Below are 14,631 nucleotides of genomic sequence, written 5' to 3' on the forward strand. Positions count from 1 at the left end.
AGGCCCGTGAACACCCCGAAACCCCTGGCCTACAGCACCCTCGTCGTGGACGGGGCGCCGCGCGCCGGGGCGCAGCGCCTGCCGGACGGCGGGCCGATCGTCTCCTCGCCGATCACCACGACGCTGATCCACGGGGAGACGGACGCCGTTCTCGTCGACGTTCCGTTCACCCGTGACCAGATCAAGGAGACCGGCGACTGGATCGAGGCGTCCGGCAGGCACCTGTGCCACGTCTACATCACCCACGGCCACGGTGACCACTGGTTCGGCACCGCCGAACTGCTCAAGCGCTTCCCCGGGGTCACGGTCCACGCCACCGAGGGCACCATCGGGCTCATGCGCCGGCAGGCCGGTGAGGGCCGCGAGCAGATGGGGGACGTGCTGTGGCCGGGGCTGTTCCCCGAGAGCCCCGTCCTGGCCGAGCCGGTCCCCGCGGGCGGGTTCGAACTGGAGGGCCGGGCGCTGTATCCGGTGGAGGTGGGGCACACCGACACCGACTCGACACCGTCCTGCACGTGCCGTCCATCGGCTTGGTGGTGGCCGGGGACGTCGCCTAGCTAGCGAGTGCCGCCGGCAGCCGCGGCGAGAGCGCGAAGACGAGGTGCTCACCGTGATCCGCGCCCGCGACGAGGCGGGGCTCACCCGCCTCGGCCAGTCCCTCGGAACCGCTGCCGGTGAGAAGGCATTCCCACTCGACCACGGCCTCTTCGGGGTCGAAGTTCCCGAACGAGAGCGACGCGAACCCGCGCACCGTCCCGGTCCCCAGCACGGAAGCCGCAGCGGTGTCGTCCGGGGCCGCGAAGAAGTCCACCACGATGCTCACCAGGGGATGATGCCCGACCCGGGGCGGCGGGGCGATTCCGCGGTCACGGCGCCAACGAGGCCTGCAACGAGCCGAACAGGTCACGGAGTTCGCCCGCGCCGACGGGATCGATGTCCATCCGCAGGAGGCACACGTTGTCGTCCCCGTGCGGAGTCAGCGTCGCGTGGAAGGCGTGGTCATGCTCAACGGGGTCGGCCGTCAGCCGCTGCGGAGTGTTGCGGCCGGGGGAACCGGAGCCCCGAACCGGCCTGATGAAGGCGGATTTGCGCCACGGCGGTGGCGCCGGATGCGGCGGTCAGGCCCCCGGGGTGGTGCCGCGGGCGGCGCCGGCCGATGCGGCCACCACGCACAGCACCGCGATCCATTGGACCCAGTGCAGGGACTCATGGAGGACGACGAAGCCGAGGAGGGCCGCCATCGCCGGTTCGAGGCTCATCAGGATGCCGAACACGCGCGGCGGGATCCTGCGCAGGGCCTCCAGGTCGAGCGAGTACGGGATCACCGACGACAGCAGCGCCACGCCGAGCCCCGCGGCCAGGACCCACGGCTGGATCAGCGCCGTTCCGCTGTCGGTCACGCCGAACGGCACGGCCACCAGGGCCGCGACGGCCATGCCCAGGGCCAGGCCGTTGCCTTCCGTGGTGCGGCGGCCCAGCGCCGCGCCGACCAGGATGTACAGGCCCCAGCACGTCCCCGCGGCGAGGGCGAACAGAAAACCGGCGAGGTCGAGTTCGCCGCGTCCCTCCATCAGCAGGACCACACCGCCGGCCGCGAGCAGGGCCCAGAACGCGTCGAGCCAACGCCTCGATCCCGCCAGGGCCACCGCCAGCGGCCCGAGGAACTCGACGGTCACCGCGATCCCCAGCGGGATCCGGGCCAGCGCCAGGTAGAAGCAGAGGTTCATCAGGCCGAGTGTCACGCCGTAGCCGAGCACGACCGTCCACGTGCGACGGCTCATGCGCAGCGACGGCCGCCACAACAGCATCAGCACCGCCGCCGCGAAGAACAGCCGCAATGCGGCCGTCCCGAAGCTGCCCACCGCGCCGAACAGGTGCTTGGCCAACGCCGAGCCCACCTGGACGCTGACGATGCCGAGCAGGACCAGTGCCGTGGGCGGGATCGCGCCGTAGGCACGTCCGGCCAGCGCCGTCAGCAGGGCCCGGGGGGACGGGCCGCGTTCCGTCCTGCCGGCGGTCATCATGGGCACGGGTGGATTGTCGGGGACCGGTCGCCGTGCGGCACGTCGTCCTCCCGCGCCGCCGGGTCGCGGAGGCCGACCGCGTCGTGCCGCCAGAACGCCTCGGCGTAGACCAGGGTGCCCGTCATCCAGGGTTCGTACGCGGGGAGCGCCATCGCCTGGAAGGCTCCGTCCGGGATGCGCAAGGACGGCTTGCGGAAGCCCTGGTCGCCGCCGGGCAGGAACCCGAGGCGCACGTAGTAGGCGGGGTCGCCCTCGACGAAGACGACGGGGACCGCCCGCTCGACCAGCGTCCGCAGTCCGCGCCGGACCAAGGCCGTGCCGATCCCGGTCCCTTGGTGCTCGGGCAGGACGGCCAGCGGGCTGAGGACCTGCACCTCGACCAGGCGCCGGGGGGCGTCCAGCAGACTGCGGGTGAACATCACGTGCCCGACGACCCGGCCGTCGTGTTCGGCGACCAGCGAGAGACCGTCCGTGGGCGTGACGCTCCCGCGCAGGGTGCCGACCAGATCGGCCACGACCGGGCCGTGGTCGAGGCCGAAGGCCCGCCGGTGGACCTGACGTACGGACTCGGCGTCGTCCGGGAGCTCTTCGCGAAGACCCATGCCCGGAGGGTAGGTTCCCGTCCTGGCCGGCGCACACGGTTTTGAGCGGGGAGGGGTCGTCGTGGGGTGGAGTCCGCTGATCTTCACGTTCGTCGACGGTGCGGAGGTGCCCGTGCCCGTCGACGGCGCGTTGGTGCGGGCCGTCCTGGAGCCGCACGCTGTCGGGGATCCGCCGCTCACCGCGGCCTCGGACGAGGGGCTGTACTTCCTGGTGCGGGCCGCGGACGGAGGTGAGGCCGAGGTCTACGTCGGCGAGCGCGACATCATGGTCTCGCGCCCGCACGCCGGCGGGGTGTTCGGGATCGTCGCGGAACTCGTCTCCCGGCTCGGCGCGGTCGTCCTCGACCCGAGCGACGGCGCCGTCGTGTGCCGGGCCGAGGAGTACGCGCACCTTCCGGTGGGCATGCGGGACGCCGCCGTCGTCGTCGAGATGACGGGCGAGGCCCTGGAGACCGCGCTCATCGGGCCGCGCCGGCCCTGACGACCAGGCCCGCCCGGCTCAGTGCCGTCAGTTCCCCTGCCTGCGCGCCCGCTTCACCTCCCGGTGCACCGCCCAGGCGTCGGCGACCGGACCGAGGTGGCCGAGCTTGTCGGGGTTGAGCACCGAACGGATGGCCTGGATCCGCCCGTCGAGCACGTCGAGGGCCATGGTGTGCAGGACCTTGCCGTCCCGGTCGCGGAAGACCGCTCCGGGCTGGCCGTTGACCTCGCGCGGCTCGAACGTCACGTCGATCCGGACCAGCCAGGGGAACACCGTGCCCAGCACCCGGGCCACGTTCTCCGCACCGACGACGGCCCGCGCGAGCTGCGGGGCCCTGCCGCCACCGTCCCCGACGAGCTGCACGTCGGCGGCGAGCAGGTCCCGCAGCGCGTCGACGTCGCCGTCCTTCAACGCGTCGAAGAACCGCCGCGCCAGCTCCTGCCGCGCCTGGCGGTCCGCCGCGAACCGTGGCCGCCCGGCCTCCATGTGCCGCCGCGCCCGCACCGCCAGCTGACGGCACGCCGCCTCCGAACGCCCCACCGCCTGGGCGACCTCCTCGAAACCGAAGCCGAAAACCTCCCGCAGCACGAACACCGACCGCTCCAGCGGGCTGAGCCGCTCCAGCAGCAGGAGCGCGGCCATCGACACCGAGTCGGCGAGCTCCGCCGACCGCGCCGGATCCTGGTACGGATCGCTCAGCAGCGGCTCGGGGAACCACGGCCCGACGTACGCCTCCCGCCGCACCCGCGCCGAGCGCAGCACGTCGATCGAGATCCGGGTCACCGTGGCCGACAGGAACGCCTTGGCCGACACGGGCCGGGTCGGCGAGCCGTCGAAGCGCAGCCACGTCTCCTGCACCGCGTCCTCGGCCTCGCCCACGCTGCCCAGGATCCGGTAGGCGATCGAGAACAGCAGCGGCCGCAGCGCCTCGAACTCCTCCACCTTGCCCATGCCGGATCCCCTTCCCCCGGTCGTGCTCAGTGGAACCGCCCGGGCTCGTAGTCGCCGGCCGGCTGCCGGGCGATGACGTTCAGCCGGTTCACGGCGTTCATAAAGGAGATCAGGATTACCAGGGCGGTGAGTTGCTCCTTGTCGTAGTGCCGGGCGGCGCGCGCCCACACCTCGTCGCCGACCCCGCCACCGCCGTCCGCGACCCGCGTGCCCTCCTCCGCCAGCTCCAGCGCGGCGCGTTCGGCCTCGGTGAAGACCGTGGCCTCCCGCCACCCCGCGACCAGGTGGAGCCGCACCGGGGTCTCGCCCGCGGCGGCGGCCTCCTTGGTGTGCATGTCGATGCAGGCGCCGCAGCCGTTGATCTGGCTCACCCGCAGCGCCACCAGCTCCTGCGTCGCGGCCGGCAACGACGACTCCTTGAACGACCTGCCCACGGCCATGAAGTGCTTGAGGGCCCTGCCCGCTGTCGGGTCGGCGAGGTAGTCCAGTCGCGCGTCCATGGTGTGCTCCTCCGGTGTCCGCCGTCCGTGTCGTCCACGGCTTCACCCCTTGGGACGAGGTAGCCGGGACGCCAGTGACACGGTCCGGTGTGAGCCGCGTCTCAGGATTGAGTAGGCGTACTCATGCGCCCGTGCACCGCGTCCCGCGACCCTGGTGGACATGACAGACCTCAGCGTCCCCGTCCGGCGCGTCGGGCTGCCCGTGCTGGCCGCCGGTTTCGTGCTCGCCGTCCTCGTGGTGTCCGGAATCCATCCCCGGGAGCGCGGCACGTGGGTGCTGGAGACCTTCTGGATCATGATCGGGCTGCCGCTCGCCGTGGCCCTGCGGCGCCGCTTCCCGCTGACCGGGCTGCTGTGCGTGCTGCTGGCCCTGCACGCCCTGGTCCTGTCGGTGGGCGGTCACTACACCTATGCCCAGGTCCCGTTCGGGGAGTGGCTGCGCGACACCCTGGACCTGTCGCGCAACCCGTACGACCGGATCGGCCACCTCATGCAGGGCTTCGTCCCCGCCGTGCTCGTCCGTGAGATCCTCGTCCGCACCTCCCCGCTGCGCGGCAGCCGCTGGCTCGCGCCGCTCACCGTCTGTGCCTGCATGGCGTTCAGCGCGTTCTTCGAACTAATCGAGTGGTGGGCCGCGTTGATCGGCGGGGACGCCGCGGACGCGTTCCTCGCCACGCAGGGGGACGTCTGGGACACCCAGTGGGACATGTTCTGCGCCCTGGTCGGTGCCGTGCTGTCGCTGCTGCTGCTCAGCAGGGTCCACGACCGGCAGCTGGACGGCCTCGCGCCGCGCGGCGCCGGGCGGCTCGGGTGAGGGTGACGGGCAGCCGGGCGTGCCCGTTGGAGATGAAGGACGTCACCGGCTCCAGCGCGCCGGGTTCCTCGGCGAGCGTCATCGTGGGGTGGCGCGCGAAGAGCGCGGGCAGGGCGACCGCGGCCTCCAGCCGGGCCAGCGGGGCGCCGAGGCAGTAGTGGACGCCGTGCCCGAAGGCGAGATGGTCCTTGTCGGAGCGGGTGACGTCGAAGTCGTCGGCGGTCGGTCCGTGCCGGCCGGGGTCACGGCCGGCGGCGGCGTACGAGGCGAGGATCGCGTCCCCCCTGGCGATGGTGGTCCCCGCCACGCGGATGTCCTCCACCGCGTAGCGCAGGGGCAGGTGGGCGACGGGTGCGTCCCGGCGCAGGCTCTCCTCGATCACGTCGCCCCAGGTGGCCCGCCCGGCACGGACGGCGTCGAGCTGGGCCGGGGAGGTCAGGAGGGCGAAGCAGGCGTTGTCGAGGAGGTTCACCGTCGTCTCGTGCCCGGCAGCGATGATCAGCAGCAGCGTGTCGGTCACCTCGGCCCGGGTGAGGCGTTCTTCGCCCTCCTCCGCGGCGACCAGGGCGCTGGTCAGGTCGTCGCCGGGCCGCCTGCGGCGCAGGGCGACGAGTTCGTCCAGCAGTGCGTAGGTGTTCCGGTGGTTGGCGGCCGCCTCCGCCGCCCCGAGTGAGGTGGTGAAGAGGTTGTCGATGCACCCCCGCAGTCCGGTGGCCATCGCGCCCTCGGGCACGCCCATCAGTTCGGTGATGACCCGTACCGGGATCGGGTACGCGAAGTGCCTGCGCAGGTCGGCCACCCCGTCGCGCGCCGCGGCGGGCAGCCCGTCCAGTGTCTCCTCGACGATCCGCTGGATCCGCGGGCGCATCGCCGCGGTCCGGCGCGGGGTGAACGCCGGTGCCACCAGCTGCCGTAGCCGCCGGTGGTCGTCGCCGTAGGCGGTGAACATGTTGCGCACCGCCACCCACGCGTACAGCGGCCACTGCGGGGTGATCCCGCCCGACGCGAAGCGCGGCCAGTGCCGTTGGGAGTCCTTGGACACCCGTGGGTCGGTGAGCAGGTGCTCCAGCGCGGCGTGGCTGTTCACCGACCACGCCTCGACGCCGCCGGGCAGCAGCACCTTCGTCACCGCGCCGCGGGCGCGCAGCGCGGCACTCTCGGTGTGCAGGGCCCGGCCGCCCGGGTCGAGAAGGAAGGGGGAGTGGCGCCGGTTGGTCATCGGTCAGGCCTTTCGGGTGGAAATGCCGCGTGCCCGGGGGGAGTCCGGCCACCGACGGTCCCGTGTGCCGGGTACGGGGTGGGGCGGTCACACCAGCGGCTGGCCTCCGTCGACCGCGAGGGAGACCCCGGTCATGAAGGTGTTGGTCATCGCGAACACCACGGCCTGGGCGACGTCCTGCGGCGTGCCGATCCGCCGGGCGGGGTTGCTGCGGGACAGGCGGGCGAAGAGCTCGGACTTCCTCTCGTCGCCGAGTCCGTCCCAGGCGCCGGTGTCGATGGTGCCGGGGGACACGGCGTTGACGCGGATCGGGGCGAGCTCGACGGCCAGCGACCGGGTGACGGTGTTGACCGAGCCGTTGGTGGCGGCGACCCCGAGGAAGCCCGGGTCGGGTTCGAGGGCCGCGACACCCGAGAACAGGACGAAGGACCCGTCCTCGGGCATACGCGGGGCGAAGTGCTTGGCCAGCATGATCGGCCCGACCACCTTGGTGTGGAAGGACAGGACGATCGCCTCGGGGGTCAGTTCGCTCACCTTCCCCCGGGCCCGGGCGGACGCCGTGGAGACCACGTGGTCGACGCGGCCGAGGTCCTCGGCGAGTGCGGCGATCGTGCCCTCGTCGGTGAGGTCGACCCGCCGTACGGTGACGTCCGTGCCCTTGTAGGCGTCCTCGAGGTCACCCGGCGTCCGCCCGGCGGCGACGACGTGCGCGCCCTCGGCGAGCGCGGCGTCGGCGACCGCCCGGGCGATGCCGCTGCCGCGGCCCACCACCAGGACGGTCCGGTCCTGCAGGGAAGATGACATGGCACTCTCTCCTTGATCTCGTCGCGTGTGGGGGGCCCCGGTGTGCAGGCGACCGTGCCGGGCGCCGTGCCTAACGGCCGCGGACCTCGTCGGCGTCCAGGCCGCGGTCCACGCCGTGCGGGATCACCTGCTGGCCCGGCTCCGGCTCCAGCCGCTTGCCGTCGAGGGTGACCTCGACCTTGTCCGGCTCGAAGGAGACCAGGTCGTCGATGCGGCCGACCTCGGGGTAGGCGTCGCGGTACGACCACGCCGCCTTCCTGGCACCGCCGATGTCGTAGTAGGCGGCGATCCCCTTGTAGGGGCAGAAGGTCCGGTCCTCGGCGGGCGTCAGCGCGCTCTCGTCGACGTCCGCGCGCGGCACGTACCACCGGGGCGCGAAACCCGACTCGTAGAGCACCACGGGATGCCCGGACCGGGCCACCACACGGCCATCGGAGCGGACCTCCAGCGTGCGGGAGGTGGTGCGGATGTCGATGCGGTGGTATGCGTCCGCGGCGTGACCGAGGATGCGGTCGTCCTCCTCGTAGAAGGCGTCCATCGCCCGCCAGGCGAAGGCGATCCGCCCCTTGAGGTCGCCCGCGTGCTCAGGGAGCGCGACCAGTTCCCAGGCGGCGCGCTCGGCCGTCCGCTCGCCGGCGCGTACCGCGAACCAGGCGGTGTCCCCCAGGTCCTTGTGCCGCGTGACGTGGTTTCCGGCCACCAGCGCCTCGGGCAGGACGTCGGAGCGCGGGAAGTACGCGACCGGATAGCGGCCCGGCTCGTGGAGCAGCACCACGTCCTCGCTATCGGCGATCCACTCGCCCGCGAACCGGACCCGCATGCGGCGTCGAAGGCGCTCGGCGAAGAGCATGCGCTCGGGGAGCGGATCGGGCACCAGGAAGTGTCCGATCCGGGTGGTGGAGAGCGGCCCCTGCTGCCAGGACAGTCCCATGGCTTTTCCTTCCTCGTCGGCCGTCGTAATGGATACTTCGACGCTAGAACCGTTAGTGACGTGGAACAAGCGATCAAGGATTCGTCTTTTGGAGGCGATCACGTCGTAATTCGACGGTCCGGGATCGGCTGGATTCCCGGTGCCCTAATGCATATCTTTCCTCTGTGAGCGTTCGTGTCGGGCTCGAGGAGCTGCAGGCCGCGGGTTTCCCCATGGGCGGGGAGCCCCTGGTCGCACTGGACCTCGCGGACACGGTGAAGACCGCCCGCGAGCCGGCCGAGGACCTGATCGGGACTCCTGCCGCGGCCGCCGCCTGGTGGGGGATCCAGGCGAGGAGGCTCCCGCCGGGCCCCGCCCCCGATCCGGTGGCGACCCGCAGGCTCCGTGCGGCCGTCCGGGAGGCGTTCGACGCGCATCTGGAGGGCCGGCCCGTGGATCCCGCCGCGGTGGAGGACATCAACGCCGCGGCCTCCTCCGTGCCCGTCAGCCCCCGGCTCGTCGTCACCGGAGAAGGACTCCGGGAGACCGCCAGGCGGCACACCGAGTACGGCGGCAACGCCGCCCTCGCGGTGATCGCGGCCGAGGCCGTGGCGCTGCTGGGCAGCCCCGACCGGCTGCGGCTCCTGCGCCGCTGCGCCAACCCGGAGTGCTCGATGCTGTTCCTGGCGGGGAACAGGCGCCGCAAGTGGTGCGCGAGCAACGTCTGCGGCAACCGGACCCGCGTCGCACGCCACTACGAACGCAACCGTTCCGGCCGCGCCTCCCCGGCCGGATGAGCTGCCCGGCCCGGGCCGGTGACCCGCCGCTCAGACCGGGACCCGGCCCAGGAAGCCACGGATGTACTCCGCGATGGGCTCCAGATGGCTCTCGAGCGCGAAGTGCCCGGACTCCACCAGGTGCACCTCGGTGTCCGGCAGGTCGTGCCGGTAGGCGCGGGCACCGTCGGGCCCGAAGATCTCGTCGCGCTCGCCCCACACGGCCAGCAGCGGGACGTGGGAGTCCCTGAAGTACTGGTGGACCGCCGGGTACATGTCGACGTTGCGCGGGTAGTCGCGGAACACGCTGAGCTGGATCTCGGCGTTGCCCGGCCGGTCCAGGAGCGCCTGGTCGTGGACCCAGTTGTCGGGACTGACCAGGCTGGGGTCGGCCACCCCGTTCAGGTACTGCCAGCGGGTGGCCTCCAGGGTCAGCACGCCGCGCACCGGCGCCTCCGTCTCGGGGTTCGGGTCCTTGGCGTAGGCGAACAGCCCGTCCCAGAAGGGCATGACGAACCCCTCCGTGTACGCGTTGCCGCTCTGGATGACGATCGCGGTGATCCGCCGCGGGTCCGCCAGCGCCAGTCGCCATCCGATGGGGGCGCCGTAGTCCTGGACGTACACGGCGAAGCGGTCCACGCCGAGCTGTTCAGCAGCCCGGAGGCGACCTCGGTGAGGCGTCGAAGGTGTACGGGAAGTCCGTCGCCGCCGGCATGGCCGACTGGCCGAAGCCGATGTGGTCGGGGGCGATCACGCGGTGGCGGTCGGCGAGGGCGGGGATCCGGTTCCGGAACATGTGCGAGCTCGTCGGGAACCCGTGGAGCAGCACCAGGACGGGTGCCCCGGGGTCACCGGCCTCCCGGTGGAAGACCTCCAGGCCGTTGACCCCGGTGGTGCGGTAGTGGACGGTGCGGGTCATCTTCGACCTCCTGGGCGCTGTGATCGGTTGCTGTTGTGGGGGCGGGCACCGATGACGACGGCGGGGCCGGGTGCGGCTAGGCGGTCGGGAGCGCGGCGGCGGTGTCCACCTTCGGGAGCCCCCGGCTGTGCAGGTCGGCGATGAACCGCCGGACCAGGGCGTCCGAGGGCGTCATCGTGAGGGCCACGATGTCGCGGTGGACGCGGGGCTCCAGCCGCCGGACCACCGCCGCGGGCCGGCCGGCCAGGGCCGACACCGGCACCAGGCTCACCCCCATGCCCGCTCCCGCGAGCTGGGCGGCGGTGCGCGGACTGCGCGTGCGCAGCACGGGACTCAGGGTCACCTGGTGCGAGGTGACGAACCGGTCCACCCAGACCGCCATCCCGTTGTCCGGGTCGTAGTGGACGAAGGGCTCGTCGGTGAGCTCCTTGACCGCGACCGACGCCCGCGAGGCGAAGGGATGACCGGGGAAGGTGACCACCACCATCTCCTCCCGCCCCAGCACCTCCGCGTGGGCCGTCGTCGTGGTGGGTTCCGGTCCCACCACCAGGTCGGTGGCGCCGTTCATCAGGTGCTCCACCATGCGGTCGGCGCTGCTGAACTCCGCCAGTTCCAGTCGGACCTCGGGCCGGCGCGAGCGCCAGCGGCGCAGTACCGGTACGAGGAGCCACGCGGTCATGGTCTCCGCGCAGGCGATCCGCAGCCGCCCGCCGCTGCCCGCGCCGACCTGCCGTCCGATCCGGACGGCCCGGGTCGCGGCCGCCAGTGCGATCCGGGCCTCCTCGGCCGCGGCACGGCCGGCCGCCGTCACCCGCACACCGCGGGCCAGCCGCTCGACCACGAACGTGCCCAGTTCCCGCTCCAGCGCCGCGATCTGGTGGGAGAGCGCCGGCTGGGACATGTGCAGGGAGGCCGCGGCCCGGGTGACCGAACCCTCGTCGACCAGGGCCACCAGGCACTCCAGCGCCCGCAGTGTCGCCATGTCTAAAATCTATCCGAACTGTTCGAAACTTCCATAAGCCGAAAATCTCCCGGCTCTCCCTGCGGCGGGTGCGCGCCGGCTTCACTCCGTCCGGTGGAAACCGCGCTCCTGCACCAGCCAGGTGTTGCCGTCCGGGTCGGCGAAGTCGACGAAACTGGCGTAGTCACGGCGTTCGGGGTCCGGCCCGGGCCGGAAACCGCCCTTCCACCCGTCGCGGGGCCACTTGTGCCGGACCTCGCCGACCGCCACGCCCCGCTCGGCGAGATCCCGGCGGGCCCGCTCGACGTCACCGACGACCAGGTGGAGGTCGCGCAGCGACCCCGGGACGGCATCGGTGGGACCGGTCCCGATCTGCACCGAGCACGCCGATCGCGGCGGTGTCAGCTGTACGACACGGAAGTCGTCGCCGGGTGCGTAGTCGACGTCGAGGGTGAAGCCTGCGCGCTCCGTGTAAAACACCGATGACCGGTCGACTTCGCTCACCGGCACTGACGACCTCGAAGCTGTAGTCCATCGGTCCATCTTTGATCAGCGCTGCGGCACATCGCCACCGATGGGGCATGCGCAGCTCGAATGACCATTGAAGAAAGCGAGAATCCCGCGCCGGCGCCCCCGCGACCGACATGCTGTGTGGCCTCCGTCGCCGCCGTACGCCGGCGCCTAGGATCACATCATGGCAAATCCCCCGGATCGTGATGTTCCGTCAGGTCCGGCCGCCGGCGACGGTATGCGCCTGGCGGACACCAGCCGGGTCGAGGGCTTCAGCGACGCCGTCTTCGCCATCGTGAATCACGCTGCTCGTCCTCGACCTCTACGATCCGGACCACGGGCCCGGCGAACTCGTGCCGGGGCTCGCCGGCAAGTGGCCGGCGTACGTGGCGTTCCTCGTCTCGTTCGTCTGCGTCGGCGTCATCTGGCTCAACCACCACGGGCTCTTCCGTCTGATCCGCCGGATGGACGTCGGCCTGCTGTGGATCAACCTCGCCATCCTGTTCAGCGCCGTCATCGTGCCGTTCCCCACCGCGGTCCTCGGTGACGCGTTCGGCGATGCGGGGAACCCTCACGACCAGCGCGTCGCGGTCGTCCTGTACGCGCTGGTCGCGGCCGTCATGTCGGCGCCGTGGTGGGGGGTGTTCGGCTATCTGTGCGACCACCCGGAACTGCTCGAGCCCGGTGTGTCGCCCCGCTACCTCCGCTCGCAGCGGACCCGGCCGCTGACCGGCCTCGTCCTGTACGTGGTCTGCGGCATCGGCGGCCGGTTCATCGCCCCCGTGGGGGGGTGTGCATCGCCGTGGTGATCGTCCACCACGGCCTCACCAGCGAGGGCCTCCACGAAGGTCCCCTCGGCCGGCTCTTCGGGGCCGCCCGGCGGCGATGAGCCGTGCCGCCCCCGTCACGCAGGTCCACTGCCCGGCTGGAAGGGCCCCAGGCGGGGCACGGACGCCTTGCCGGTGTTGGAGACCTTGCCGCCGGTCCACGGCACCTTCAGGGACGCCGTCTCGTCCGGCGGGGTGATGAGCACGGCCGCCGGGGTCACCGTGGTCACGCCCGTGATGGACGGGTTGGAGAAGGACATCGCCGACCAGGCACTGGCTCCCGGTGCGAGCGAGACCCGCCGTGCCGGCTGACCCGTGGCGCGTTCCGGGTCCACGGTCACCTGTTCCCCGGCGGCGTTGACGAAGGCGAGGCCCGGGAAGCCGTAGACCGTGCAGGTGCGAGCCGAGCGGTTGGTGAGGACGACCGGGAAGTTCTCCTGGCCCGCGCCGGGGTCGTTGCGGCCGATCGACGCGCTGAGGTCCGAGGTGTGGCAGCGCCCGCCGGCCTGCGGGGGCGTGGAGGCGGTGGGGGACGGCGGGTGGTGCGCCGCGGGGGCGGAGCCGTCGGTGTCCTCGGAGGGCGTGGCGGAGGTCGGCGGCTCACTGCTCGTCAGGTCCCCGCTCGCCGGACCCGCCGAGCCGGGGAGGGTGTGCGGGGCGCTCGCGGTGCCGTTCCCGCCGCTCCCACAGCCGGTCAGGGCCGCCAGGACGAGCCCGCCCGCGAGCAGCGGGACGACTCTGCCACGGCCGGTGCGTCGGCCGGACGGCGTCGCCCTCCGGTCGAGCCGCTCGATGGGCCTTGCCTCGTGCTGGGCCACGTGCATGTCTCTTTCCTCCTCGGCAGGGCGCCGCCGGGTGTCCTGTGCCGGTCCGCATCCTGTACTCCTGGTGAGATGCACCGCGGGCGGCGGAAGTTCTCGCCGATCCGTGGCACCGCTCAACCGGTGATCCGCAGACCGCCGAGGACATCGTCGGTCAGGTCGGGGCCGCCGTCCTGCCGGATCTGCACGTACACCTGGGGCTGCGCGGCACCCGCCCGGGTGAGGCTGATCTCGTCGATCGAGCCGCCCTCCGCGCCGCAGCCGGTCCAGTGACGGACCCGCCCGCTCCATCCCGGCGACCCTTCGGTCCCGTAGCCGCGGCTGCCCCGGTAGCGGCAGCCGCCGTGCCGGATGGCATCCACCCGGGCGGTGAGGTCGCCCCGCTCGCTCAGCCCGACGAACACGCCGTCGACGCCGGAGCCCAGGTCCTGCCAGCTCCTCACGTCGCCGGCGACCAGGAGGGCCGGCTCATGGGTATCGGGAAGGCCCAGCACCCCGGGGCTCCAGCCGCCGCGGACGAGTTCGCGGCCCCAGCCCGCGGGGACCTCCACCCGGATCCGGCCGGTGGCGTCGCTGACCGCCGTCGGCGGCACTTTCTGCGGCGCCCCGGAACGCGAGGCGGCGAGACCCGCGCCGGCGGCCGCGAGCGCCGCGGCGCACAGGGCGATCACCAGGGTCCGCCCACACCGCCGGCGCGGCCGTCCTTCCTCGTGGCCGGCGGACCGGGCGGCCAGCGCCTCCAGTTCGTCGGCGAAGCGCGACGCGCTGGGCCAGCGCTTGCGCCGGTCCGGCTCCAGGGCGCGCAGCACCGCCCGCTCCACGGCCGCCGGGACGTCCGGGCGCAATCGGCCGGGCCGTACGACCTTGCCCGCGGGGCCGGGCACCGAGCCCGTGACCAGGTGGTACAGCAGGGCCCCCAGGCCGTACACATCGGCGCGCACGTCGATGCCCCCGTCCGGGCGGGCCTGTTCGGGCGCCATGTAACCGGCCGAACCGGCGGCCATCGTCAGACCGGAGGCCTGGGCGAGCGCCTTCGCCAGGCCGAGGTCGGCCACGAGCACCCGCTCCTGACCCTCCCGCGCCCCGGTGATCAGCACATTGGACGGCTTGATGTCGCGGTGCACGACGCCCGCCTCGTGCAGCGCCGCGACACCGCGGGCGGCCTCCGCCGTGAGCCGCAGCGCCTCGGCCAGGGCCGGCCGTCCCTGGCCGAGGAGGTCGTCCAGGGTGCCCCCGTCGGCGTACTCCATCACGAAGTACGGCCGCTCGTCGGGCAGTTCCCCGATGTCGAAGACCTGCACCAGCCGGCTGGACGCGGCCTTGCGCAACAGCCGGGCCTCGGAGAGGAAGCGCTCGCGCAGGTCCAGGCGGTACGCCCAGTTCTCGGCCATCACCTTGACGGCGACGGGCGCGTCGAGCGAGTCGTCATGGGCCAGCCACACCATCGCGAACGCCCCCGAACCGACAGGTCGCACCAGCCGGTAGCGGCCGATCTGCTGAGGTGGGGGCATG

The 14,631-nt window shown here is 72.7% G+C and carries 17 protein-coding genes and 1 pseudogene; 5 read left to right on the forward strand and 13 right to left on the reverse strand.

Features of this window, described 5'->3' with window-relative positions; translation table 11 throughout:
• The first annotated feature begins 6 nt into the window (after positions 1-6).
• Positions 7-561 carry an MBL fold metallo-hydrolase gene (locus ABZ312_RS28645; RefSeq protein WP_500327658.1) on the forward strand — a complete coding sequence of 185 codons (555 nt, stop codon included), beginning with the start codon at positions 7-9 and terminating at the stop codon, positions 559-561.
• On the opposite strand, the gene ABZ312_RS28650 is transcribed toward ABZ312_RS28645, so the two are convergent.
• The 3 genes from ABZ312_RS28650 to ABZ312_RS28660 all read right to left on the reverse strand — a co-directional run bounded on the left by ABZ312_RS28650 (position 554) and on the right by ABZ312_RS28660 (position 2,626).
• Positions 554-823 (reverse strand): hypothetical protein, encoded by a 270-nt coding sequence (locus tag ABZ312_RS28650; RefSeq protein ID WP_500439058.1) that lies wholly within the window; start codon positions 821-823, stop codon positions 554-556. The two genes, ABZ312_RS28645 and ABZ312_RS28650, sit on opposite strands and share 8 nt — an antisense overlap.
• Positions 824-1,118: 295 nt before the next feature.
• Positions 1,119-2,024: an EamA family transporter gene (locus ABZ312_RS28655; RefSeq protein WP_500439076.1), complete on the reverse strand. Its 906-nt coding sequence runs from the start codon at positions 2,022-2,024 to the stop codon at positions 1,119-1,121.
• A complete protein-coding gene (locus ABZ312_RS28660) occupies positions 2,021-2,626 on the reverse strand; it encodes a GNAT family N-acetyltransferase (RefSeq protein WP_500439059.1) in 606 nt (201 codons plus the stop codon). The genes ABZ312_RS28655 and ABZ312_RS28660 overlap by 4 nt, the downstream gene beginning before the upstream one ends.
• A gap of 61 nt (positions 2,627-2,687) precedes the next feature.
• Here ABZ312_RS28660 and ABZ312_RS28665 point away from each other — a divergent pair, with 61 nt between their 5' ends.
• The gene (locus tag ABZ312_RS28665) at positions 2,688-3,107 is read left to right on the forward strand and encodes a hypothetical protein (RefSeq protein ID WP_500439060.1); all 420 of its coding nucleotides are present in this window, start codon (positions 2,688-2,690) and stop codon (positions 3,105-3,107) included.
• A gap of 27 nt (positions 3,108-3,134) precedes the next feature.
• Here the strand turns inward: ABZ312_RS28665 and ABZ312_RS28670 are convergent, their stop codons facing one another.
• Together ABZ312_RS28670 and ABZ312_RS28675 are read right to left on the reverse strand one after the other, a co-directional pair.
• Positions 3,135-4,058 carry an RNA polymerase sigma-70 factor gene (locus ABZ312_RS28670; protein ID WP_500439061.1) on the reverse strand — a complete coding sequence of 308 codons (924 nt, stop codon included), beginning with the start codon at positions 4,056-4,058 and terminating at the stop codon, positions 3,135-3,137.
• A 26-nt stretch (positions 4,059-4,084) separates the two neighbouring features.
• Positions 4,085-4,558 (reverse strand): carboxymuconolactone decarboxylase family protein, encoded by a 474-nt coding sequence (locus tag ABZ312_RS28675; protein ID WP_500439062.1) that lies wholly within the window; start codon positions 4,556-4,558, stop codon positions 4,085-4,087.
• 160 nt (positions 4,559-4,718) lie between these two features.
• Here ABZ312_RS28675 and ABZ312_RS28680 point away from each other — a divergent pair, with 160 nt between their 5' ends.
• Positions 4,719-5,372, forward strand: a complete 654-nt coding sequence (locus ABZ312_RS28680; protein ID WP_500439063.1) for a DUF2238 domain-containing protein — start codon at positions 4,719-4,721, stop codon at positions 5,370-5,372.
• Here the strand turns inward: ABZ312_RS28680 and ABZ312_RS28685 are convergent.
• The 3 genes from ABZ312_RS28685 to ABZ312_RS28695 form a co-directional block, all read right to left on the reverse strand.
• A complete protein-coding gene (locus tag ABZ312_RS28685; protein WP_500439064.1) occupies positions 5,308-6,591 on the reverse strand; it encodes a cytochrome P450 family protein in 1,284 nt (427 codons plus the stop codon). The two genes, ABZ312_RS28680 and ABZ312_RS28685, sit on opposite strands and share 65 nt — an antisense overlap.
• An 87-nt stretch (positions 6,592-6,678) precedes the next feature.
• Positions 6,679-7,395 (reverse strand): SDR family oxidoreductase, encoded by a 717-nt coding sequence (locus ABZ312_RS28690; RefSeq protein WP_500327646.1) that lies wholly within the window; start codon positions 7,393-7,395, stop codon positions 6,679-6,681.
• A 70-nt stretch (positions 7,396-7,465) separates the two neighbouring features.
• Positions 7,466-8,326, reverse strand: coding sequence for a DUF427 domain-containing protein (locus ABZ312_RS28695; RefSeq protein ID WP_500439065.1), 861 nt, complete (start codon positions 8,324-8,326; stop codon positions 7,466-7,468).
• A 164-nt stretch (positions 8,327-8,490) separates the two neighbouring features.
• On the opposite strand from ABZ312_RS28695, the gene ABZ312_RS28700 reads away from it, so the two are divergent.
• Positions 8,491-9,102 (forward strand): CGNR zinc finger domain-containing protein, encoded by a 612-nt coding sequence (locus ABZ312_RS28700; RefSeq protein WP_500327643.1) that lies wholly within the window; start codon positions 8,491-8,493, stop codon positions 9,100-9,102.
• A gap of 30 nt (positions 9,103-9,132) precedes the next feature.
• On the opposite strand, the pseudogene ABZ312_RS28705 reads toward ABZ312_RS28700, so the two are convergent.
• The 3 genes and pseudogenes from ABZ312_RS28705 to ABZ312_RS28715 all read right to left on the reverse strand — a co-directional run bounded on the left by ABZ312_RS28705 (position 9,133) and on the right by ABZ312_RS28715 (position 11,465).
• Positions 9,133-10,000 (reverse strand): annotated as a pseudogene (locus ABZ312_RS28705) (alpha/beta fold hydrolase).
• A 76-nt stretch (positions 10,001-10,076) separates the two neighbouring features.
• On the reverse strand, positions 10,077-10,982 hold the full coding sequence (locus ABZ312_RS28710) for a LysR family transcriptional regulator (protein WP_500439066.1): 906 nt from the start codon (positions 10,980-10,982) through the stop codon (positions 10,077-10,079).
• Between the two features lie 81 nt (positions 10,983-11,063).
• Complete coding sequence (locus tag ABZ312_RS28715; protein WP_500327639.1) at positions 11,064-11,465, reverse strand: VOC family protein; 402 nt, start codon at positions 11,463-11,465, stop codon at positions 11,064-11,066.
• Between the two features lie 311 nt (positions 11,466-11,776).
• Here ABZ312_RS28715 and ABZ312_RS28720 point away from each other — a divergent pair, with 311 nt between their 5' ends.
• Positions 11,777-12,280 (forward strand): TMEM175 family protein, encoded by a 504-nt coding sequence (locus ABZ312_RS28720; protein ID WP_500439077.1) that lies wholly within the window; start codon positions 11,777-11,779, stop codon positions 12,278-12,280.
• A 95-nt stretch (positions 12,281-12,375) separates the two neighbouring features.
• On the opposite strand, the gene ABZ312_RS28725 is transcribed toward ABZ312_RS28720, so the two are convergent.
• Positions 12,376-13,122 carry a DUF4232 domain-containing protein gene (locus ABZ312_RS28725; protein WP_500439067.1) on the reverse strand — a complete coding sequence of 249 codons (747 nt, stop codon included), beginning with the start codon at positions 13,120-13,122 and terminating at the stop codon, positions 12,376-12,378.
• Positions 13,123-13,235: 113 nt separating this feature from the next.
• Positions 13,236-14,630, reverse strand: coding sequence for a serine/threonine-protein kinase (locus ABZ312_RS28730; RefSeq protein WP_500359050.1), 1,395 nt, complete (start codon positions 14,628-14,630; stop codon positions 13,236-13,238).
• Position 14,631 lies beyond the last annotated feature (1 nt).

It is taken from the genome of Streptomyces sp. NPDC006207 (assembly GCF_040613835.1).
Lineage (GTDB): Bacteria > Actinomycetota > Actinomycetes > Streptomycetales > Streptomycetaceae > Actinacidiphila.